24 protein-coding genes are annotated in these 22,387 nt (G+C 38.3%); 23 read left to right on the plus strand and 1 reads right to left on the minus strand.

All coding sequences use genetic code 11. From position 1 onward, the window contains the following. Positions 1-59 precede the first annotated feature (59 nt). The 16 genes from G632_RS20160 (at position 60) to G632_RS0113735 (ending at position 16,018) form a co-directional block, all read left to right on the plus strand. Positions 60-1,295 carry an ArdC-like ssDNA-binding domain-containing protein gene (locus G632_RS20160; RefSeq protein WP_022769920.1) on the plus strand — a complete coding sequence of 412 codons (1,236 nt, stop codon included), beginning with the start codon at positions 60-62 and terminating at the stop codon, positions 1,293-1,295. Next, positions 1,295-1,624, plus strand: coding sequence for a hypothetical protein (locus G632_RS0113665; protein ID WP_022769922.1), 330 nt, complete (start codon positions 1,295-1,297; stop codon positions 1,622-1,624). Before G632_RS20160 ends, G632_RS0113665 begins: the two co-directional genes overlap by 1 nt. Positions 1,625-1,629: 5 nt before the next feature. Next, positions 1,630-2,043 (plus strand): DNA topoisomerase III, encoded by a 414-nt coding sequence (locus G632_RS0113670; protein ID WP_022769923.1) that lies wholly within the window; start codon positions 1,630-1,632, stop codon positions 2,041-2,043. 7 nt (positions 2,044-2,050) lie between these two features. Continuing rightward, complete coding sequence (locus tag G632_RS22340; protein ID WP_242826727.1) at positions 2,051-2,644, plus strand: helix-turn-helix domain-containing protein; 594 nt, start codon at positions 2,051-2,053, stop codon at positions 2,642-2,644. A 1-nt stretch (position 2,645) separates the two neighbouring features. Continuing rightward, on the plus strand, positions 2,646-2,978 hold the full coding sequence (locus G632_RS0113680; RefSeq protein WP_022769926.1) for a plasmid mobilization protein: 333 nt from the start codon (positions 2,646-2,648) through the stop codon (positions 2,976-2,978). A 58-nt stretch (positions 2,979-3,036) separates the two neighbouring features. Then, a complete protein-coding gene (locus G632_RS0113685; RefSeq protein WP_022769927.1) occupies positions 3,037-4,434 on the plus strand; it encodes a relaxase/mobilization nuclease domain-containing protein in 1,398 nt (465 codons plus the stop codon). 230 nt (positions 4,435-4,664) lie between these two features. Then, positions 4,665-5,240: an MT-A70 family methyltransferase gene (locus G632_RS0113690; RefSeq protein WP_022769928.1), complete on the plus strand. Its 576-nt coding sequence runs from the start codon at positions 4,665-4,667 to the stop codon at positions 5,238-5,240. Positions 5,241-5,320: 80 nt separating this feature from the next. Beyond that, complete coding sequence (locus tag G632_RS20170; RefSeq protein WP_022769929.1) at positions 5,321-6,337, plus strand: lysozyme inhibitor LprI family protein; 1,017 nt, start codon at positions 5,321-5,323, stop codon at positions 6,335-6,337. 15 nt (positions 6,338-6,352) lie between these two features. Beyond that, positions 6,353-7,018 (plus strand): HAD family hydrolase, encoded by a 666-nt coding sequence (locus tag G632_RS0113700; protein ID WP_022769931.1) that lies wholly within the window; start codon positions 6,353-6,355, stop codon positions 7,016-7,018. A gap of 301 nt (positions 7,019-7,319) precedes the next feature. Further along, the gene (locus G632_RS0113705) at positions 7,320-10,319 is read left to right on the plus strand and encodes an Eco57I restriction-modification methylase domain-containing protein (protein ID WP_022769932.1); all 3,000 of its coding nucleotides are present in this window, start codon (positions 7,320-7,322) and stop codon (positions 10,317-10,319) included. A 9-nt stretch (positions 10,320-10,328) separates the two neighbouring features. After that, positions 10,329-11,954 (plus strand): class I SAM-dependent methyltransferase, encoded by a 1,626-nt coding sequence (locus G632_RS0113710; RefSeq protein WP_022769933.1) that lies wholly within the window; start codon positions 10,329-10,331, stop codon positions 11,952-11,954. Between the two features lie 77 nt (positions 11,955-12,031). After that, positions 12,032-14,374 carry a hypothetical protein gene (locus tag G632_RS0113715; RefSeq protein ID WP_022769935.1) on the plus strand — a complete coding sequence of 781 codons (2,343 nt, stop codon included), beginning with the start codon at positions 12,032-12,034 and terminating at the stop codon, positions 14,372-14,374. Beyond that, positions 14,358-14,657 (plus strand): hypothetical protein, encoded by a 300-nt coding sequence (locus tag G632_RS0113720; protein ID WP_022769936.1) that lies wholly within the window; start codon positions 14,358-14,360, stop codon positions 14,655-14,657. The genes G632_RS0113715 and G632_RS0113720 overlap by 17 nt, the downstream gene beginning before the upstream one ends. A 61-nt stretch (positions 14,658-14,718) precedes the next feature. Further along, positions 14,719-15,171 (plus strand): PaaI family thioesterase, encoded by a 453-nt coding sequence (locus tag G632_RS0113725; RefSeq protein WP_022769937.1) that lies wholly within the window; start codon positions 14,719-14,721, stop codon positions 15,169-15,171. A gap of 17 nt (positions 15,172-15,188) precedes the next feature. After that, on the plus strand, positions 15,189-15,338 hold the full coding sequence (locus G632_RS22020; RefSeq protein WP_155828895.1) for a hypothetical protein: 150 nt from the start codon (positions 15,189-15,191) through the stop codon (positions 15,336-15,338). Then, on the plus strand, positions 15,335-16,018 hold the full coding sequence (locus G632_RS0113735; RefSeq protein WP_022769940.1) for a hypothetical protein: 684 nt from the start codon (positions 15,335-15,337) through the stop codon (positions 16,016-16,018). Before G632_RS22020 ends, G632_RS0113735 begins: the two co-directional genes overlap by 4 nt. Positions 16,019-16,126: 108 nt before the next feature. On the opposite strand, the gene G632_RS0113740 is transcribed toward G632_RS0113735, so the two are convergent. Continuing rightward, positions 16,127-16,822, minus strand: coding sequence for a hypothetical protein (locus tag G632_RS0113740; protein ID WP_022769941.1), 696 nt, complete (start codon positions 16,820-16,822; stop codon positions 16,127-16,129). A gap of 333 nt (positions 16,823-17,155) precedes the next feature. Between G632_RS0113740 and G632_RS21390 the strand changes: the two genes are divergently transcribed. The 7 genes from G632_RS21390 to G632_RS0113775 all read left to right on the plus strand — a co-directional run bounded on the left by G632_RS21390 (position 17,156) and on the right by G632_RS0113775 (position 21,855). After that, positions 17,156-17,560 (plus strand): helix-turn-helix domain-containing protein, encoded by a 405-nt coding sequence (locus G632_RS21390; protein WP_022769943.1) that lies wholly within the window; start codon positions 17,156-17,158, stop codon positions 17,558-17,560. A 47-nt stretch (positions 17,561-17,607) separates the two neighbouring features. After that, complete coding sequence (locus tag G632_RS0113750; RefSeq protein ID WP_022769944.1) at positions 17,608-18,177, plus strand: hypothetical protein; 570 nt, start codon at positions 17,608-17,610, stop codon at positions 18,175-18,177. Positions 18,178-18,362: 185 nt separating this feature from the next. Continuing rightward, positions 18,363-18,995, plus strand: coding sequence for a hypothetical protein (locus G632_RS0113755; RefSeq protein ID WP_022769945.1), 633 nt, complete (start codon positions 18,363-18,365; stop codon positions 18,993-18,995). A gap of 235 nt (positions 18,996-19,230) precedes the next feature. Further along, on the plus strand, positions 19,231-19,560 hold the full coding sequence (locus G632_RS20180) for a helix-turn-helix domain-containing protein (RefSeq protein WP_022769947.1): 330 nt from the start codon (positions 19,231-19,233) through the stop codon (positions 19,558-19,560). Between the two features lie 123 nt (positions 19,561-19,683). Continuing rightward, the gene (locus G632_RS0113765; protein WP_022769948.1) at positions 19,684-20,277 is read left to right on the plus strand and encodes a sigma-70 family RNA polymerase sigma factor; all 594 of its coding nucleotides are present in this window, start codon (positions 19,684-19,686) and stop codon (positions 20,275-20,277) included. 3 nt (positions 20,278-20,280) lie between these two features. Then, positions 20,281-20,481 carry a hypothetical protein gene (locus G632_RS0113770; protein WP_022769949.1) on the plus strand — a complete coding sequence of 67 codons (201 nt, stop codon included), beginning with the start codon at positions 20,281-20,283 and terminating at the stop codon, positions 20,479-20,481. 138 nt (positions 20,482-20,619) lie between these two features. After that, a complete protein-coding gene (locus G632_RS0113775; protein ID WP_022769951.1) occupies positions 20,620-21,855 on the plus strand; it encodes a tyrosine-type recombinase/integrase in 1,236 nt (411 codons plus the stop codon). The last annotated feature ends 532 nt before the right edge of the window (positions 21,856-22,387 follow it).

Below are 22,387 nucleotides of genomic sequence, written 5' to 3' on the forward strand. Positions count from 1 at the left end.
TGCTGGGCAGGCTCCTTCTTCAGTTAAGGCACCAAAGAAAACAAAGTGAGGTGATCTGAATGGCTGATACAGAAAATATGAATTTCAAAAGCCGGGAAGACAGGCTTAAGGAACTTACTGACCAGCTTGAAGTCGGTGTTAAGTCTGTAAGGAGCAGCGCAGAGTTTAAGACTCTTCTTGCGACAATGGCAAAGTTTCCGCATTACTCTTTGAACAACTGCATTCTGATTTCCATGCAGAAGCCGGATGCGACATTATGTCAGAGCTATGGTGCGTGGAAGAAGATGGGGCGTTATGTGAAGAAAGGTGAAAAAGGAATCAAGGTCATAGCTCCTGCGCCATATACCATCGAAAAGGAAGTAGACAAGCTTGATGCCAATGGGAAAGTAGTCCTTGATAAAGATGGTGAGCCTGTGAAGGTGAAACAGGAACTAAATCTCATGGGCTTTAAGGCTGAAAGTACATTTGACGTTTCGCAGACCGAAGGCAAGGAGCTTCCAAAGCTTGGCATTGATGAACTTAAGGGGGATGTTAATAAGTTTTCCCTTCTCATGAGTGTCATAAGAGAAGTAAGTCCTGTTCCAATTGGTTATGAAGACATTAAATCTGGTGCCAAGGGATATTACCATGTGGCGGAAAAGAGAATTGCTATCCAGAAGGACATGAGCGAATTACAGACTCTTAAGACATGCCTTCATGAAGTGGTTCATGCAAAGCTGCATGCTGATGCGTCAAAAGATATCAGCAAGAACAGAAAAGAGATTGAGGCTGAGGGAACTGCAGCAGTAGTCCTGAATTTCTTTGGCTATGATACCGGGGCTTATTCTTTTCCTTATCTAGCGTCATACACAACTGATGAGTCCATGAAGGAGCTGAAAGCTGCTCTTAATACCATAAGGTCCACATCGGCAATGATCATCAGGTCAGTGGAAGACATGATGATTGACAAGGAAAAGTCCCAGGAGATGAGCCCGGAACAGGAAGCAGAGCTTGAAAAAATAGCTAAGGAGCAGAGAGCAGAAGAGAAACAGGCTGGTGAAAATTCCAAAGAAGCTGCTGAAAAGAATAAGTCAGATGATGACTGGCCGCTTAGGGATACAGATGAAGTTGTTGCTGATAAGCCTGGGACAGTCGCAGATGTTGGCAGAAAGATTCTTGGTACAGTAAGGATCCTTCCTGATGGAGCTGGCGGAAAGAGACCATCTCTTTTGGATAAGCTCAAGATTGAGAAGGAAAGGCTAAGCAGGGATAAGGTTGCAGGGGGTGCAGCGAGTGAGAAGGGGGTAGCTATTTAATGGCAAAGAAACAGGACATAATGGAAATCAATATAGAACTTCATGAGGAAAATAGGAAGCTCTTAAAGGCAATAAAGAGTGGTGCGGACATTGCACATCTTATCAAAGATATGGCACAGACGATGAAGAGGTCTCTTGATCTCGCTGAAAAAGAAGTAAGTATTTTTGGCGAGACAAGAGATCTTTTTGAAACATCAAAGGATCTGACAGAGTCCATGAAGAACATGGCAGATATTCTTATCGATGAGTACAGATACGAGTATAAGGACGAGTATGAATTGATTCCCAGTGCTTGCGAAGATTCTTTTGATGATGAAGAGGAGGGCTGAGCATTATGGAAAATGTAAATGATGATGGTTGGATGGATGCAGCAGCTTATGAAGATGAACTTCCATTCGGGAATTTTAATGACAATGAAAAGATTGAAGCTCCTGTAACAGATGATGTTGTCGGAGTATGTCCGTGCTGTGGAACCAATGTGGTTGAAAGAGACATGGCATATTTCTGTGACAACATGGACTGCAGTTTTGCAATCTGGAAGGATAACAAGTTTTTTCAGGCAATCGGTAAGGAGATGACCAGAGAAATTGCTGAGGATCTTCTAACAGGTGGAACAGTGAAGCTTATGGGATGTAAGTCCCGCAAGACCGGCAAGACTTTCAACTGTTATGTTGATATTACTTACGATGATGAGGGCAGGGTGCAGTATGAGATCCGATTTCCTGAAAGGAAGCACAGAGGGGAGTGATGCTGTTATGGAAAGAAGAACAGGAACACCTATTGAAAAATGGGATGATGTTAATGGAGTAGTTCCAGCAGCACCTCAGCACATGGAACTGTCTGCAGATACTAATGACATGACTCAGGGAGAAAGATTTATCCAGCTCCGTGAGTCCACTGGTATGAGCAGAAAAGAATTTGCGGATTACCTGGATATTCCCTACAGGACAATGCAGGACTGGGAGCGTGATGTACGTACCATGCCGGCATATGTCTTTTCTCTTATTGAGTACAAGGTCCGAGCTGAGTTTGGAATGAAACTTCCACAGGAGCTTGATCCTAACACTCTTGGAAATGTCAGAAGAGGATTGGAAGATCAGATTGAGCAGAACGACAACAACCTTGATGGCTGCATTAACAACGTTAAGGTTGATGAACCTGTTGATAAGTTCAGGGATGATAATTGTAATGGTATTCCTGATGAAGAGGAAAAAAGAGAGCAGCATGAGAAAGTCGCAGAGAAAGCAGAGAAAGCAGAGAAGACTTCTCTTTTGAAGCAGCTTCGTGACTGCAAGCCTGAAACAGATGACAGGCCTCATCGATGCTTTGCTCCTGAGCTGGTGCTGTGATATGAAGAAGAAACGCAATGAAATCCATGTCAGGGTAACCCCTGAAGAAAGACAGCAGATCAGAGACTGTATGGAAGCAGCAGGTGTAAAAAATCTTAATGCATACATGAAGAAGATGGCTATTGATGGCTACATAATTAAGCTGGATCTGTCAGATGTTAGGGAAGTCGTGAGGCTTATGCGTATCAACAGTAACAATCTGAATCAGTATGCCAAGAAAGCAAATGAAAACGGGAGCATTTATCTGTGTGACATTGAGCAGTTACGGACTCAGCAGGAAGGGATATGGACTTCCATAAAAGAAATATTGGAGCGATTGGCAAATATAAAATGATGAGTGCGGCTATGGGAAGAATCCTGTAGCCGCAGTTTTTTGATTCTGAAGGAGTGTTATGGCAGCGACAAGACTTATTGCATTACATGAAAATAAGGGAAGGACTCTTGCTAAATGTATCGGCGAAAGAACCGATTATGCAATGAACCCTGATAAAACTGAGAATGGAACTTATGTGACATCTTATGCATGTGATCCTAAGACTGTCTGTGAAGAATTTACTTTGTCCAAGAGAGAGTATGAGCAGATAACAGGTCTTAAGAGAACAGATAATGTAATTGCGTATCAGATCAGACAGTCATTTAAGCCCGGGGAGATCACTCCGGAGGAAGCAAACCGAATCGGCTATGAGACGGCCATGAGATTTACAAAGGGCAACCATGCTTTTATTGTCGCTACTCATACTGATAAGAAGCATATTCATAATCATGCGATTTTCAATTCCACAACATTGGACTGCAGCAGAAAGTTCAGAAATTTCTGGGGCTCAGGAATTGCTCTTGGAAAACTTTCAAATATTATCTGCATGGAAAATGGTTACTCAGTGATTGCTCCGGCTCCATATCACAGTAAGACAACTTATATCCATGAGGATAATGGCCCGAGCTTTCGTGATAAACTGCGTGAGTCGATAGACATAGCTCTTTCCAAAAAGCCAAAGACCTTTGAGGACTTTTTAAAAGAGTTGTCTTTGCAGGGCTATGAGATTAAGCGAGGAAAACATTTTTCTGTCAGAGGAAATGGCCAGCAGCGTTTCATAAGATTCAGATCTCTTGGAAAAGGTTATACCCAGGATGAGCTGATAAAAAAGATTGAGGGTGTAGCCAAAGGCACTGACATGAAAAAGGACAGTGTTCCATTCTACAGGGATGACAGTTTTGACCTGCTCCTTAATCTTCAGGACATCTTTGCTAAAGGAAAAGGTCCTGGCTACGAGATGTGGGCTAAGAAGTTTAATGTAAAAAATGTCATGAAGGCAATTCTCTTTTTCCAGGAGCAGGGGCTTCGGAGTTACAACGAACTGGAAAAAAGAGCAGGAGATACTTCAGAGAGATTCAGTAAACTTAGTGCTGATATAAAGGCTTATGAAAAAAGGCTCAAAGAAATCTCAGAGCTTCGCAGTAACATCATCACATATGGCAGGACCAAAGATGTATATGCCGATTACCGTAAGTCGGGCTATAGCAAAAAGTTTTTTATAGAGCATAAGGATGACATCATGGCGCATAAAGCTGCCAAAGATTCTTTTAACAAACATAAAGGTAAACTTCCATCAGTGAAAGAACTTAGCACTGAGTATGATGAAGTGCTTTCCAAAAAGAAAGCTGCCTATGCAGAGTACAAAGAAGTAAAGAAAGATATGCAGACTTATCAGACTGCGAAGTATGATATCGACCAGATACTTGGTATCAGCGGTCAGCAGAAAGAAAACAAGGAACGTGAACACACGCGATAATAGTCAGGGCACTGTCATCTAAGGCAGTGCCCAAATCTATGCCATCATCTTGGCGGCTTTCAGTTTTTAGCTCCGAAGGAGCGTGGTCAGATTTTAATCTGATGCTAAGGGGATTGGGGATGTGCCTCAACAAGTGAGCATCATGGGCGCATGATGCACCACTTGCAACGTTAGTGCGCCAGGTTACTGGAGATGGGGTAGGTGAATCTTTTGAAGGGGGATTTGTAAGAATGAAAAATAAAAATAAAAATGGAGAGCAGAAAAAATATAACGTGATCTATTGTGACCCGCCATGGAGATATGGTGTCTGGTCAGACAAGGGCAAAGGACGAAGTGCTGAGAATCATTATCCTACAATGAGTGTGGAGGATATCTGCAGACTTCCTGTTGCATATATTGCTGCTGAGGATTGTGTTCTTTTCATGTGGGCAACATTTCCGAACCTCATGGAAGCATTTGACGTTATAAAAGCATGGGGCTTCGATTATAAAACTGTTGCATTTGTCTGGGTGAAGCAGAACAAGAAATGCGATTCTCTTTTCTGGGGCATGGGCTATTGGACAAGATCCAATGCAGAGATCTGCCTGCTTGCAACCAAAGGACATCCAAAACGGATCGGCAGAGCGGTCCATCAGGTAATCATAAGTCACATTGAAGAGCATAGCAAAAAGCCAGCAGAGACTCGTGACCGGATTGTTGAGCTTGTGGGTGATGTACCGCGAGTGGAATTATTTGCAAGACAGAAGATACCTGGCTGGGATACCTGGGGGAATGAATTGGAAAATGATCTGGAGCTGGTAGCATGATTGTTAATAATCCACATTGACGTTAGATTTGTACTGAAATATTATTGGTAGATATGAAAAGGACGAGGAGTAATATTGAAATGAAAAAACTAATTACATATGGATTTGCTATTGCGACAGCTGCGATGGTACTGACAGGCTGTGCGGGAAGTACCAACAACGAAGACAATAGTTCGATTTTTGAAGCACAGCAAAATAAAAATGCTCCAGAGGCAGCAGGCGATAATGCAGTAAACAATGCTGGGACAGGTGAAACTGTTACAGATGTAAGCGAACAGACAGGTGATTCTTATGCAGCTCCTGCAGAGCAGACCTATGGCTTGAGCATTTGCGATGAGACATCAGAGCTTGATTATTCTTATGACTACGATAGTGAGATCAAGTTTGCAGTTCAGAATGCTATAGTGGAATCAAGTTCCTATGAAGAAGAGTTCAAAAAGATAGATGCAATCCGTGAGCACATCACTTCACGAAGAAAAGATAGTGAGAATCAGGTTGAAATGAATATGGTTGCAAGTTATTTCTTTAAGGTTTGGGATGATGAGCTGAACGACCTATGGGGAAGGTTTTCTGATGGCGTTGATGAACAGACCAAGGAAAAAGTTCTCGCTAATCAGCGTAATTGGAATTCCATGAAAGAGAGTGCTGTACTTGAAGCACTTGGCCCTGCAGAGGAAGGTGGAAGTATTTATCCTGTTTTGTATTATGATCTCTTGGAAAACAGTACTAAGACAAGATGTTATTTTATTGCAAAAGAGTTTGCGGCTTTCAAGGGTGTTGATTATACAATGCCTGCCAAAGAAGTGACCGGCATGTACATAGATAATCAGGGCACAGGAGAAATTTACGGATCACTTTACATTTCTGAAGGATGGGAATCAGGCTATAACTGTAAGATATCGATCTACAGAATAGGAGAGCTGGAGGGCAGCGTCGAAGAAGCTGGAGATGGAAAACTTTCATTTGTTTCATATGATGATAATGTCAAAGGAACAATTACTTACGGTTGGGACGGAGCGGCATTTGAAGTCACAGAGGTAAATGGCGATGCGATTGTCAGCGTTGGTGACGTATATGAATTTCCATTTGTGTTCTGATAGAAAAGGTGAGAGATGATAAAAGATTACTGCGTTATATTTGACATGGACGGCGTTATCTTCGACTCGGAGAGAGCTTGTCTTGATACATGGACAGAGACAGCAGCCGGATATGGACTGGAGAATATCAGAGAAGTTTTCAACAGATGCATCGGGACAAATAAAAACCAGACCATCCAGATTGTCGAGGATGCTTACGCTGCAATCTGCGGAGAAGGTATCGCTGATAAACTTCTTTCCGAGAGCAGCAGACTCTTTCATGAAAAATATGATGGCGGTAAGTTGCCGGTCAAGGTTGGCGTAAAAGAGGTCTTGGAATATCTTAAAGCTGAAAATGTCAGATGCGCTGTTGCATCATCAACAAGAAAAGCAGTAGTCGAAGCTGAACTTCGTGATGCCGGGCTCATCAATTATTTTGAGGAACTTGTCGGAGGCGATGCTGTAAAGATATCCAAACCGGATCCGGAGATATATCTGATTGCCTGTGATGTAATGAAGGTCAATCCTGCAGAAGCATTTGCAATAGAAGATTTATATAACGGCATACGTTCAGCTCACGCTGCAGGCATGCGTCCGATCATGGTGCCGGACATGATTCCTGCAGATGATGAAATGAAAAAGCTGTCGGAGGTTGTGGGTGAAGATCTTCTGAAGGTAATTGAATACTTTAAGAGCGTTTGATGACGTTAGGAATGATTCGGGGCAGATACACTTAGGTGTACTGCCCCGGCTTTTTTATTTTAGAAAAGGCAAGACATATTTATCGCCACAAGATGTGTTGAAACGGTTAAAAAACTAGACAAAATCTGGTAGAATGTATATTGTGGGTTACTAGATAATGTGGAAAAAGTAAAGAAATAATATTTGATAAATTTGATTTTTTCTTTGATTTTCTTTGATTTTGATGACGAGTCCATATTTTGGGACACCATATTGTTTATCATGTAGGGTAAGGATACTTACATGAAAAGGAGAATTTGTTGTGGGAAAAGAAAAGCTTGATGAGTTGATTAAGAAATATGGTGATAATAGAGAATATTATCGTGATTCGAAGAACGCTTATAATGAAACTGAATGCAGGGATGAATACATAAGTCCTTTATTAGAATGCTTTGGGTGGGATGTCGAGAATTCTAAAGGAAAGTTACCTCAGTACAAGGAAGTAGTTGTTGAAAAGTTTTCTAATAGTTCGGAGAGACCAGATTACACGCTTACACTTAACGGAGTTTCAAAAATTCATGTAGAGGCAAAAAAACCAAGCGTGGATATATTGGTTGAAACTGATCCTGCAATGCAGACTAGAAAATATGGATGGAATGCAAATCATCCATATGCTGTTCTGACAAATTTTGAAAATTTGTCCATTTATGATACAACAAATCAGCCTCATGATGGCGACGATGCCAGAGCGTCTTTGTACAGGGTATATAATTACAAAGATTACTTGCTGAAATATGCTGAGATATATGAGTTAATTGGCAGAGACAATATTTACAATGGAAATATTGATGAATTTGTAAAAAAATCATTCAAAGACAGCTCTAAGTATAGCACAGAAGTAGATGAGACCTTTTTAAAGCAGATTAACGAGTGGAGATTGGCACTTGGAGATTACTTATATTCTAAAGATGAAAAATATAAAGATTTAAAAGTACTTAATGAAACTGTACAGTCGTTCATAAATCAGATTATATTTCTAAGAATTTGCGAAGATAGAAAATTGCCGCTGTATAGAAAGCTTTATGAAATAATTGCGGATAAGGCTACTTTACAACAGATCCTTACAGAGATACTTAAAAAAGCAGATAAGAGATATAATTCAGGACTTTTTGAAGGGGATTCACCAATATTTGATTTAAAGGTGAATCTTATTGACGACATTATAAAGTCATTGTATTATCCGCAGACGCCCTACCTTTTTACTGTTCTTGAACCAAGTATCTTAGGTAAAATATATGAAGCTTTCTTAACTGAAAGTTTGGTTGTAGTAGATGGGAAAGTAAGCTTAGCGCAGAAAAGCGAGTATAAATACAAGTCTGTAGTAAGCACTCCTATAGAGATCGTCAAGTATATGGTTAAGACGGTTATGGATAAAAAGTGCATGAATAAGACTCCACATGAAGTGTTGGAACTTAAAATAGCTGACATAGCCTGTGGTTCAGGCGTGTTTCTGGAGGAAGCTTATCAATACCTGATTGATTATTGTACTGGATGGTATGAGAACAATGACCCGGGACATTTGCTGGAAATTGAAGAAGGAAAAAAGAAACTTCCTCTGAATGAAAAAAAGAGATTGCTTTCTTCTTGCATATACGGCGTAGATATAGATAGCAATGCGGTTGAAGTATGCAAGTTATCGTTGCTGTTAAAACTGTTAGAGGGTGAGACAGAACCCTCTGTTAAAGAAGAGAATCCGATTCTTCCGGATTTGGCTAATAATATAGTTGCAGGAAACTCGCTGGTTGAAAACAGCGATATTAACAGTGGAGAGTTGTCTGTTGAAGAGTTAGTCAATCTAGTTCCGTTTGACTGGGAGACATTTAATACTGGTAAGGGTTTTGACGTGATATTAGGCAATCCGCCATATGTTAATACGGAGGATATGCACAGGCTTTCTGGTGAGATTGAATTCAATGTATATAAGAAAAAGTACAAGAGTTCATATTTGCAATTTGATAAGTACTTTTTATTTGTTGAAAAAGCTATGTCACTACTAATTGACGATGGTATGTTATGTTATATCATTCCGAACAAGTTTCCGAAGATAAAGGCTGGTAAGGAATTGCGGAAATTACTTGCAAAACACCTAGTATCAATTGATGACTTTGGTGACGCGCAGTTGTTCCCGGACAAGACAATTTATAGTGCGATAGTTACAGCACAAAAAGAGAAAAGCGCTGTAATGAAGTATTCTTATGTTAAGAACGTTGTAGACTTATGGACTGGATCAAATATAAGTAGTATAGATTTAAATACAAAAATATTTGATGAGAACCCATGGCTTTTAACAACAGAAATAGATTTTTTGAAGATGCTTGACAAAACCAAAGATAAAGCCATTCCATTATCTGATGTTGCCAATATATTTAATGGTATACAGACTAGTGCTGAAAGAGCGGAAAAGTTTTCAGATAAAAAAGAAGTGTATTGGTTTGATGGAACATGCATCTATAAAGAGGACAATGATTTTATATATGTAGAAAGATTTGGTAAGAAATACAAGGTAGAAAAAAGTATTCTCAAACCATATTTTAAACCTACCAAAAATGCTGAAAAGGGCATGACAACATATTCTTTATTGGAAACCGATAAGAGAATTATATTCCCATATGACAAAGAGGGTAAATTGTTTTCAATTGATGAAATGAAAAGTACCTTTGCTGGAACATATGCATATTTGCTGGATTGCTATGACAGACTTGTTCCGAGATGTTTAAATGATGGTATAGGCAGGGATGTTCCTGATGCTACTGAGGATACATGGTATAAGTATGGAAGAACACAGGCGCTAACTTCATTTATTGATACTGAAAAGCTAATTGTAAGAGTTCTTAGCAAAGAACCGATGTATGCATACGATAAAAGTGATATGTTGATTGCATCTGGTGGAACTGCTGGATACGTTGCTATAAGCAAGAAAAACGAGAGTAAATATGAATTAGAATACATTCAAGCATGGTTGGCACATCCATATACTGAAAAAATCTTTCAGATTCAAGGTAGCGATTTTGAGGGAGGATTCACAGCAAGAGGAACGTTCTTGCTTAATAAGATTCCTTTTGTTGATTTGGATTTTAATAATGTTAATCATAAAAAGTTGTATGATGATGTTGTTTCTAAAACGAGAAGAATATATGAGCTGAATGAACAGTTGAAGGGGCATACAGATCGTGCAACTAAAAATGTAATAGAAAATGAGAAGAGTATTTTGGTTAAAGAAATCCAGACTCTAATAAAAAAGGTATACGAACAAGAAATATAAGGTGAATAGATGAGATTAAAGGAAGAAAGTTCTGAACAGAAACTGCGCGGAGCATATTATACGCCATTACCTTTAGCCGAAATGATGGTGAAGCTGTTTTCTGGTAATATGCAGATTAAGAATGTGCTAGAACCTAGTTGTGGTGATGGCGTATTTTTGGACGCTATGAGTAACACAGGTATCATAGAGCAGTTTGACTTGATAACAGCTATAGAAATCGAAGATGATGAAGCTATAAAAGTTCAGAAGAGATATGAAAGTAATAAAAATTTAAAAGTTATTAATCAGGATTTCTTTGATTACTATGAAGAGTACTCAGATAAAAAATATGATTTGATTTTAGGAAATCCTCCATATATCAGATATCAGTATTTGGAAGAAGAACAAAGAGCATTGCTGTCAGATATTCTAACCTCACAAGGTATGAAAGCAAACAAACTTATTAACGCCTGGGTTGGTTTTATGGTGGCATGTGTTAATATGCTTTCGGATCAAGGCAAGATTGCGTTCGTAATTCCAGCGGAAATATTGCAGGTTGTATATGCAGAAGATTTGAGATTATTTCTCTCTAACAATTTATCAAAGATTTCTATTATTACGTTTGAGGAGTTAGTATTCTCTGACATAGAACAAGAAGTAGTAGTATTTATAGGGGAGAAGGGAGAAGAAGAAAAGGGAATCAGAATAATAGAGCTGAACAACCTTGATGATTTAAAGGATTTCGATATTAACTCAAATGGTTTCCAGAAGTTACAACATGTTCATGAGAAATGGACAAAGTATTTCACCACAGATAAAGAGAATGAATTGGTCTCTGAAATCAGAAATAACGAGCTGTTTCATAAGCTATCTGATTGCGCTCTAATAAATGTTGGTATTACAACTGGAAACAATAAGTATTTTTCAGTAGATAAAAACACCGTAGAAAAGTATGAATTAGAGAGTGTTGTAAGACCACTTATAGGTAGAAGTTCTCATGCTAATAGTATTTTCTTTACTCAGGAAGATTGGATGGAAAATGTTAATAGCGGAAAAGCAGCTTATCTGATAGATTTTCCAGAGACACCATATGACGAGTATCCTGAAAAGCACAGGGAATACATCGAGTTAGGAGAAGAAAAAGAAGAAAACAAAGGGTATAAGTGTTCTATACGAGATCGCTGGTATAGAATTCCATCAATATGGGTTCCGGATGCTTTTTTCTTGAGAAGAAATAATCTTTATCCTAAGTTTGTTTTAAACAGATGTGAAGCTGTTTCTACGGACACTATGCATAGAATAAAGTTCAATGACGGTGTAAGTGCTGAGAAAATAATGCTTTCTTACTATAACAGTATATCGTTTGCTTTTACCGAGTTATGCGGAAGAAGTTATGGTGGTGGCGTTCTTGAAATATTGCCTGGTGAGGTGGGAAATATTTTTGTCCCTAAATTAGACAATATTTCAGAAGATAAAGTAAGATCACTTCTTGAAAAGGTGGATGACATTGTAAGAAGAAACGATGATATTACAAAAGCTCTTGATTTAGTAGATGATAAAATCCTAGTTGCAGAGCTTGGGATTTCAAAAACGCTGTGTAATGAAGCAAGAGATATATGGAAAAAGCTTCAGAAAAGAAGATTGAAAAGAAGTTAATTTACAAGGGCAGTAAAAGGGCTACATCTTTTGCTGTCCCTTGTTTACATTAAGTGATTCGAGTTTTTGGGGGTATTATGCAAAAAATTGTAGATGAGCCTATAAAGATAGATCTACACATTCATTCTATAGAGTCGGCACATAAAGACGGGAAAAAGGTTGCAAACAATACTATAGAAAATATTCCTGTACTGATTTCTAAGCTTAAAGAGAATGGTATTGATATGTGTGCGATTACTGATCATGACCGTTTTGGATATTCCATGTACCGGGTGTTAAAATCGCATGAAGGAAATGAATTGCAAAAGGTATTGCCTGGGGTTGAATTTTCGGTAAATTTTGATGGAAAAAAGGTTATTCATATCGTAACAATATTCGATGACAGCAATGATGAAAAAGTAAAGAATATTGAAAAAATCTTGAATGAAGGGTCGGGCAAAGAAAAGTACAAAGATGGAGCATTCTCCAGAGATGATTACTTTCTGATTTTAAAGGAAATAGATTTGGATTTTGTAATGATAGCCCACCAGAAAAAATCACCAACATCAACGCAAAAGCCGCATAAATCTGATGTCTTATCACTTGGGAGAGATAAGTTTAATGAACTATTGTTTTTAGAATACTTTGATGCATATGAGTTTCGTCAAAGGGACAATGAAGTTTTTAATAAAAAATACTCGATAGATCATGATGTAAAAGACAAAATGCGATTTGTTACCGGTTCTGATTGCCATGATTGGAAGTGGTATCCTAATTCCGAAGACAAGAAAGACGAGATAGGTTTTACTTACCTTAAAGCGTTGCCTACCTTTAAGGGTTTAGTGATGGCAATTACGGATAATCATAGAATTAATTATTCCGGAAGCTTTTGGGGCCAGGGTAAATATGTAAAAGAATTAAGAATCAAAATCAATGGTAAGACTAATGTTGTCCCTATGTCCAGAGGTATAAATGTAATAATTGGAGATAACTCCATAGGCAAATCTCTTCTACTGCACGAATTAACTTCGGAACGAGAGATATCTTCAAATACTAAGCTAAAAAGAGGTTATGAGAAGTACATCAGCGACAATGGCATTGAAATATTAACAAAGATAGATGAAAAAGATATTTTCAAATTTAATTATCAGGGACAAATTAGAGAAATCTTTGAGGATGTAAATTTGAAAGCTGATAAGTACTTGGCGGAGTTCTTTCCCACTGAGATCAATGCTGGTTCATACAGAAAGCCTGTCGAAAGAGAGTTTAATCGCCTTTACAAGCTAATTGAAAAAAGATTTGAATATGAGGATAGTATAAATCAGCTATTGCCGTTAAGTATTTTAGATGAGGACGAGCTTGAAAAGGAATTGGTGCTTGGTATTGAATTAGAAACGATAGATATCTCAGAACTTCAAAAACTTGTTGAAAAACTCGAGGCAATTATTGATGAATTAACTAAGGAAATAATTCCTAATAAAGCCTTGGAAGAGGGCGATAAGGAACGATTGCAAAGTGAAGTTGAGTACTTTGAATTAATTCATAAAAAATACAGTGATAAGTACGAAAAGGCTAAGCTTGAAAGAACAAAAAGAAATGCTTTTAATACAGCTTTGAAGCGTTTTAAAAGGAAGTATAGCGAAAGACAGACTGATGCTCAGAATCGACATAATGCATTTGCAGAAGATAGAAAAATACTTGCTGAAAATATCAGTAATCTTGTGAAGACCAGATTATCATTTGAGGATTATAAGTGTCAGATTGATGAAACTATCGTTAAACCAGAGGTAAATCCTGTTGATACATTCTTGTTTGTCTCTAAAATAATGGTTGAAAAAGTAGATGAAAAATACATCAATGAAGTTATTTCAAGTGTACTTAAGAGGGATCATAAGCTTGATTTAAATACTTTAACTCGGAAGGAATTGAAAAATAGTATTTCAAGGTATCCAAATGATATTGAAGACCCATTGGAAGCTTTCAAAGCAAAGATTACATCAAGGTTGGATAATGATTTCAAACCCATTAAGGCTATAACTGAGAATGGGAAGGATGTATATTCGGATTTATCTGCAGGTTTTAATTCGCGTATATATTTTAAGCTCCTAAGCGGGGAGGAAAAGAATAAGGGTATATATATTATTGATCAGCCCGAAGATCATATTTCTCAAAAGGCGATTAAGGAAGATGTACTTGAACAATTTAGAAATATGGCTAAGAGACGTCAGGTTATCATGGTTACACATAATCCGCAATTTATTGTTAATCTCGATGTTGATAATGTTATTTTTCTAAGTAAAAACGAGGAGATTTCAGTCCAATCAGGTGCATTGGAATATGAAGATGATAAATATAGTATTTTAAAAATCGTAGCGGACAACATTGATGGTGGTATATATACAATTCAACAAAGGGTAAAAAGATATGAGAAAAACTTATAATGTAAGGTATGAAGGCGGAAAATATATCATAGAGTATTCCTTGCCGGGGAATAAAGAAGGCACTCTGGAAATAGACGAAAAAAACATGGAATTGGATTCTGCGAAATTTTACAAGATGGTGTTTGAAAAGGTAAATGAAGAAATCGAGATTGTTATTGCCAATCAAATTAGTACCACTTTGGATGCCAGTATTGTAAAAAAGGGGACACGAGTTTGTGAAACTTTACAATCATTATGTGATGATATCTGCAAAGAAATCAATAAAAAGTGCTTTTCAGCATAGGAGCAGGGAAAATATGCTTGTGGTTTACGACAAAGACGGAAAGGGAACGCTGTAGGATAAAATGAGAAAAGCACGTACTGAGAAAGAAAACGCGATCAGGGAGAAGATAATCCCTGAGCTTTATGCGAATGAATATAACAAGTTTATAGGCTTTGAAGTGCTGGAACTGAGCCCCACTTACAGCAAGTCCAGGATAAAATGTGATACCAGACTTCATAACACATATGGGAGTATCCATGGCGGAGCACTATTATCTTTTGTTGATGCTATGGCAGGTGCAACAGGCAGCATGAGCGGATATTATGTTACTACAGTTTCTGCCAATCTGAATTTTCTTTTGCCGGCAGTTAATACGGAATATATCTATTGTGAGTGCATGAAGCTCAAGACCGGTAAACACATACTTGTATTTGATATCAGAGTAACTGATGATGCAGGTAATCTTCTCGACAGCGGAGAGTTTTCCTTCTTTGCAAGCAAGGTTCCGGTGTTGGGAGATAATCTTAAGTTTTAAGCCTGTTATAAGGAGAAGTGCTACAGATATGCTCCGTGATGTGGAAGAGCAAGATGTACTGCAAGAAGTACCTGATGGAGAAAGTGGATAAAGAACTGCTGAAAAAGCAGATGTTAGAAGTCCTTTTTGAGAGGGACTATTCGATATTTGAGGAGAACTTATCATGAAAAGAGCTATATTAGCTGCAATGTCATTATTGATTGTATTTGGGATGACAGCCTGCGGTGCGAAAAAGACAGATAATGCAGAAATAATCGGTGGTGCAGATGAGCCCACAGCTATTGAACTTCCGTCAACTGTTGGCAAAGAGAGTGATGCCGATGCACATTTCATGGAGTATCTGAAGGGGAATGAAACTGATGCAAACGGCGAGACCTTCTGGGCAGTAGGCGAGCCTGATATGGAATATGCTCTCTATGACATGAATGGGGACGGAGTAAATGAACTGATAGTCCGCTCTTTTGGCTATTGGATATATGACATTATCGAGTATAAGGATAATAAGATCCAGTCAGCGAATGTAGAGAATCTTGGATCTTCAGGTGTCACCTTCATAAACAATAAGAACCAGTTTGTCAGTGGCGATACTGGACACGAAGGCCGTAAGATGTATGTCGTATCTGAAATTGATGATCAGGGTAGAGCAAAGGTCGTCATGGCATTTGTAAATTACTATGATGACTGGGCTGCATCAGGTTCGCCAGAGTTTTATAAACAGGAGAATCCGCCTCAGGACTACCTTGAGAATATAGATAAGTTTGATGTTATTACAGAAGAAGAGTTCAATGCTCTTGTTGATGAATACTCAGAGATAAATACTTCGATTGAATGGACAAATATTGAATAAATGGGTAAATGAAGATATAAAAAATGAAAGAGTCCTACGTTGAACTCTTTCATTTTTACAGTAGCCCTAAAAATCCATCTTGATGATAGTGAGTTATGGTTGGAGATGTTACTCCTCTGGCTTCAAAAAATCATAATTGTGAAGTGTCCTTTGGTCAGACACCTTGGGAGAGCATAGTAACTCATAAAGAATGTTTCGCATTTCTTTTTTTACAATATAATCAAAGGCATTATAATCATGATCTTTTTCATTATTACCTTTTTGTAAATGAACTCTATTCCTAAGATCTCGTACACGATCAATTTGGGGATACAATAAATGATCAACAGACAATGCCTTATGATGATGCTTTAGACATTTTATCATGTCATCAAAATTCATTTTATCATTGACTGGTGCAACTTTCTTGTTAACTATAGTTCTTATTCTATACGTTATTCCTTTTTTATCCGTTATTTCAGATGTGCTAGATAGCACTTCTTCTTCGTCATTTGTTTTCCACCATCCATTTGACTTGATTACATAGGAGAAAATACCTTCTACGATACCCATTCCTGTTATGACATAGGTTTTTACAAGCATTGAGTAGATTACGCTGGATACATTTAATTCCTGTATTTCTTTCTCCAAAAACTGGAGGTATTGTAAATTATACGCAAGATTGTCTACCAAAGGATGGAAACCTTCAGCATCACTACTCATGGCAATAAATCCATTTCTAAACACATCAACTGATGTTGGATACCAACGTTCTTCTGCATTGCAATATTTTTCTTTAATTAGTGTTTCAAAAGATTTTTCCATATCCCATACTCTCTTTCTCAGTTTTATTCAAATCAATTATTAACATTATATGCCTGCTGAAAGAAGTGAGTACAATATTTTAATGGTTACCTTAGCTATAGCTCAATAAGCGCTAATTGATAATATTTGACGGACATGAATTTCAATGCGTTTAAGTTAATAAAAATATTATATATCAGTCATCAACTATCCATAAATGCGGATTATATGCGAATTACAGGCTTTACACATTCAATGCAATGAAATAATTCATTCAATACAATTTATTAAAACGGAATGAAGCTTTAACTAAAATACAGTTAGGAAAACACTTCTTTAAGGAGGTGTGAAACTATGACTGTAAAAAGATTTCAACAAAAAGTAAAACAACTAATGAAGAACAGAGGCTGGAAAAGGTACAGACTTGCTGAAGAAATGGGTGTATCTGCCAGTACTGTTCAGTATGTATTTGAAAGAGATAGTTTTCCAAAGTTTGAAACAATTGAAAAGATTTGTGCTGCCTTTGATATGACAGTTCCGGAATTTTTCCTAGAGGATCTTGTTGTTGGTAAAAAAGCTGGAAAAACTCAGACTTTAGAGATAATCATTGAATTTGTCACGCAGATGCCTGAAGCTCAGCAACGGAGAGTATTAAATATTGTGCAGGCTTTAGCAAAGGATACATTGATTGCTTCTGAAGCGCTTGAAGAAGTGATAAAAGATAATCAAAAGGTGTCCACAAAAAGGAAAAAGAAGTGACGCGATTTTAAATCGATTGATGGTGTTGTGATATAGGAGGTATTATCATGGCAAAGTCGGTTGCGTACAGGAAAATTGCTTCATTATGTATGATACAGGGATTTAAAAACCCCAAGGAAGTCTATAAAAAAGGTAAGTTGTTGTTTGAGGATTACAGGATTGCACTGATCTGTCAGGATCAGAATACAGATATCGTAAAGACACAGGAAGAAATAGATGCTGAAAGAAGGCAGCTCAGGTATGATCTTCTGGATATGTTCTGGAGACCATATGATGAATACAAGGCCCAGATGGGACCGTTAGTTGATAGGGCCATGGCTACAGTGTGGTTCGAAGGTGTGATTGATTACGCTATGAGCATGATGCTGATGCTTGATAAGGGTAATATTTATAAAAGAATCCTTGATAAGTACTACCTTCATGCCGAACATGAAAGTAAGACCGAGAGGATGTACGACTGCGGTTTTACTACTACATCTGTATTCTATGACAGATTAGAAGAGGCGGTGACAATGTTTGCCATAGAGGCATGGATCCACTTGAAAAATAATGAATATAGGGATATCGCTATGGGCCTTGTGCCCAATCATCCGATTTTTCCTGATAATCTCAAATAATGATTTATAATTGACGAATTAGCAAATATTCGGAAAAAGAATGATTGAAAAGAGCCATTGCTTCGATGCTTTACAGAGGTGATGGCTTTTTTTGACGGAAATTTCACGGAAATTCCTCGGAAGATTGTTTAACAATATTGTGATAATCTACTTTCTGTTATTTTAGTTAGTTGGAGGGAATTTTTATGAGGAGAAAAAATTTAAGGGCTGAGATTTTAGCCCGGGAAATATGCAGACAGGAGAAGCTTGCCTATGATACAGTTCACTCTCTTGCGGAGGCACTTCTTTGCAGATATGCTGTCGGACGCAAGGCTCTGCAGGGTGTTGGTAATGAATCATTGGAAGTGATAACAAAGGAAAAGCAGCGAATAAGGCGAAAATATATTGAGATTATAAGCGGAGGGCACAAATACACTGATGCTGAGTACGAGGATTTCATATGGGAGGTTGTCAGATCCAGATGGTTCATGGAAAAGGCTGACATGATCATGGATAGCATTGAGGAGATGGTGGACGGTAAGATCAGCACTACTAAGTATGATCCCAGTGTTGAAGGTGAGACCAGGCTCGAAGGTAAGCAGCTTAAGACAATTCTAAAGCTTGCTTACTTAAACAGTAAAAATCAGCTTAAAACCAAGAAGGAAATTATGGCTGAAATGGAAATTTCAGAGGCAACCTTTGACAGGCGGCATCCAGTTGCAATAGTGCTCTTTGGAATATTGATGTGGATATATGCCAACAGAAGAGAACAAGAGGATATTAATGCAGGTATTGTTGATAAGCCTGTTTATTACAAAGAAAAAATAGGAGCATGTTGATATAAAGTCGCGCGGCTATGGAGAAATCTGTAGCCGTTTTTTTATTTGAGGGTTTTCTGATGGATTCGTGATGGTTTCGTGAGGGAAATGTGAGGGAATGTTGCAGAAAAAATGATTGGAAAAAGACGGATTTGTGAGAAAAAATCAGGCATATCGTATGATATCATGCATACTGTTGCAACGGAGATAACTCGTGAGTTTCTACTATATATTAAAGGAGAGGAGAGTTGTGCCCATGGATTTTGATTTAGGAGCTGCAGTTGGGGCAAGGTTAAAAGAGCTCCGTGAAAGCAGGGGACTTAGCCAAAAAGATGTATCTAATGAGTTTGTTATAACAGGCAGGTCAACACTGGCAAACTATGAGCTGGGGATAAGGGATGTGCCAATAAAGATCCTTGTGCTGTATTCCACGAAGTTTAATGTATCAACAGACTGGATTCTTAAAGGAGAGACAAGCTCCGGTAACAGTGAGATTGATGAGTTGGTCAGAGCTTACAGTTCCATAAATAATGAAGTAGTAAAGAAAGCTGTGATCAGGCAGATAGAAGGATTGGAGAACTTTTAAGGTGTCACATACTGTGACATAAACGACACAATAATGTCATTGAAACTCAGTGTTTATGCGGTTTAAGATAGTATATGGGGTTACAATTATTGATTATTACAGGCTTACCGGAGAGGGGGACTTATGGCTGTAGTGCAAAGTATTGTAGACAAATATCGAAGAGCTGACTTAGACACAAGAGTGGATATAATCCTGCGTAACTATGCGAGGTTCAACAAACTGGTTGATGGTTATGAGAAATGTCTCAGCATTGTGATCAGAAATGAGCGTGAGCATAAGAGACGTAGGGAAAATGGGGAGCTGGGCGTAAGAGTTCAGACATCAAACATAAGTGACGTGACTGCCAATACAGCGGTTGAGAATGTTTCCATACAGGAAGCAATCCATGAGGGGGATTACAACACAGCACTTAAAGGCTCCGAAGAATATTTCATACACAGAGCGGAGATTAAGACACTGCTCGATATGAGAGACGACTACGAGATTGTATGCAGCCAGGTGGAAAGCCTGGATGATGATGAGAGAATCTTCCTTGAAAGATACATAGTGGAAAGAGAAAGCTTTTTTACCATCGCTGATGATGTGAATCTTTCTCCGGAAGCTGTGAAGTCCAGGATTAAGCGTACCAAGAAAATAGTCAAAGAAGGAGCCATGCTGTTTTTGGAACAGAAATACTTTAGCGATGAAGTAGAAATTGAGTTAAAGATAGGAGCATGAGCTATGGGAAGATTAAAAAGACCAAGAGAATTTGGGGAACCTGATTATATCAGAATTGATCAGGCCATGTTTAAGTTTAACTGCTGTGAAGATACAGTAAGAAAGATTGCAAATGCATGTGATGCACAGAGAAAAGTAGATGGGGCTGTTTATTATAACTATGCCAGAATGAAGAAATATTTTGACACAAGCCCAGCATGCTAAAACGAGTCAACAGCGGTGTTATAAGACATGACATGCCATGAAAATAGATTGCTTTATCAAAGAATCAGAGTCATAATTATAAGTGATGAAGCCCTATGTTTGAGCATGCCATGTCTTCTATATTAATTAGGAGATTATATGGAAGCAAGAAAAGACAATAGGGGTCGAAGGTTGAAGAAAGGTGAGTTTGTCCGGAAGAGTGATGGGCGATTCTGCTTCTCCTATTCAGATGCTCTTGGAAGAAGACGGTACATATATGACCGGGACCTTCTTTCGCTTAGAGAAAAGGAAGAAGAAATCCAGAGAGATCTACTTGATGGACTTGATCTGTACCAGAGAAAGACAGCAACCCTTAATGCAACATTCGACAGATACATGAAAACTAAATATGGTCTTCGCGGTTCCTCTGAAAAAGGGTACTATTACATGTATGACCATTTTGTGAGAAACACTATCGGAGGTAAGCTTATATCAAGTTTCAAGTTCTCAGATATTATGCAGTTTTATTTGAAACTGCTTAAGGAAGACGACATTGAGCTAGCAACGCTTGATAATGTGCATTGTCTTTTACATCCAACATTTCAGATGGCAGTAAGAGACGATATAATCCGGAAAAATCCCACTGATGGTGCAATGGCTGAGGTATGTAAGTGCGGAGGAAAGAATAGGAACTCAAGAGATGCGCTTACTAAGGATCAGCTTAGAACGTTTATGGGATATGTAGCATCACATCCTATATTCTGCTCATGGTGGCCAGTCTTCGTAGTTCTTTTTGGAACAGGCTTAAGGGCGGGAGAATTTGTAGGCCTTACCTGGGATGACATTGATATGGAGAAGCGTACAATCAACGTCAATCATACATTGTCATACTACAAAAAGAGAGGCGAGAAGCTTTCCAGGATGCATGTTCACAGACCAAAGACTGAGGCTGGAATAAGAGTCATACCAATGCTTGACTCGGTAAAGCTTGCATTCGAAATGGCAAAGGAAGAACTTGAAGGATGTGAATATGAGCAGCCTGAGATTGATGGACTTACAAACTTTGTATTCCTAAATAAGTATTCAACGGTTCATAATCCACAGACTCTTAATCGCGAGATCAAATGCATTGTCGCACACTACAATGCGGAGGAAGAAAAGCGTGCATTAAAGGAGAAGAGAGACCCATTCCTGCTCCCGGATTTTTCACTTCATATATGTAGGCATACATTTGCTACAAGACTTGTTGAAGTATGTACGAACCTTAAAGTCATTACCTCGATCATGGGACATAAGAGTGTAGAGACTACAATGGATATATATGCAGATGCAAGTGAAGAAAAGAACAATGAAGTAATGGGATTGCTATCTGACAGTATGGATGATACTTTTTAAATCGCAGAGCGGTTTTGACAGCAAATTGATTTGACATATTTTTTGACAGCAATTGACAGCAACCATTCATCAGGATAGCAAAAAAGGTTTTGAATCTCCGGCAAAACAAACAGCATCAAAAATGACTCATTTTATGAGCCATAATCACAACCGCAAATTTGTGACAGCACGAATACAGCAAAATGAAGCCGTTAACGTAGTGTTTCAAAGTAACATGAAGTGCAAGTCAAAAATGTAATTGTCTGGCTTGAAACGTATATACAGTATCGGGAAGTGCGACAAGTCGCAAAAATCCCGACCTTGAAGTCGAGCAAGTAATATAGTGCGTCTTAGAAAGTACAGGGAATCCATAGGAGTCCATATTCGTCCAATCAGGCAACTTTTTGACAGTTCCTTCATTGGACTCCTACGGAGCTATACGACGTTCTATGGATAATAATCGAGAAATCAAAGGACGCGCTATGACGAATTTTGGGGTTGGTCAAGGCCCTGAGGAATAGTCGGTTTATTTTTTGTAACAGTTTTAGCGGCG

It is taken from the genome of Butyrivibrio sp. NC2007 (genome assembly GCF_000421405.1).
GTDB lineage: Bacteria > Bacillota > Clostridia > Lachnospirales > Lachnospiraceae > Butyrivibrio.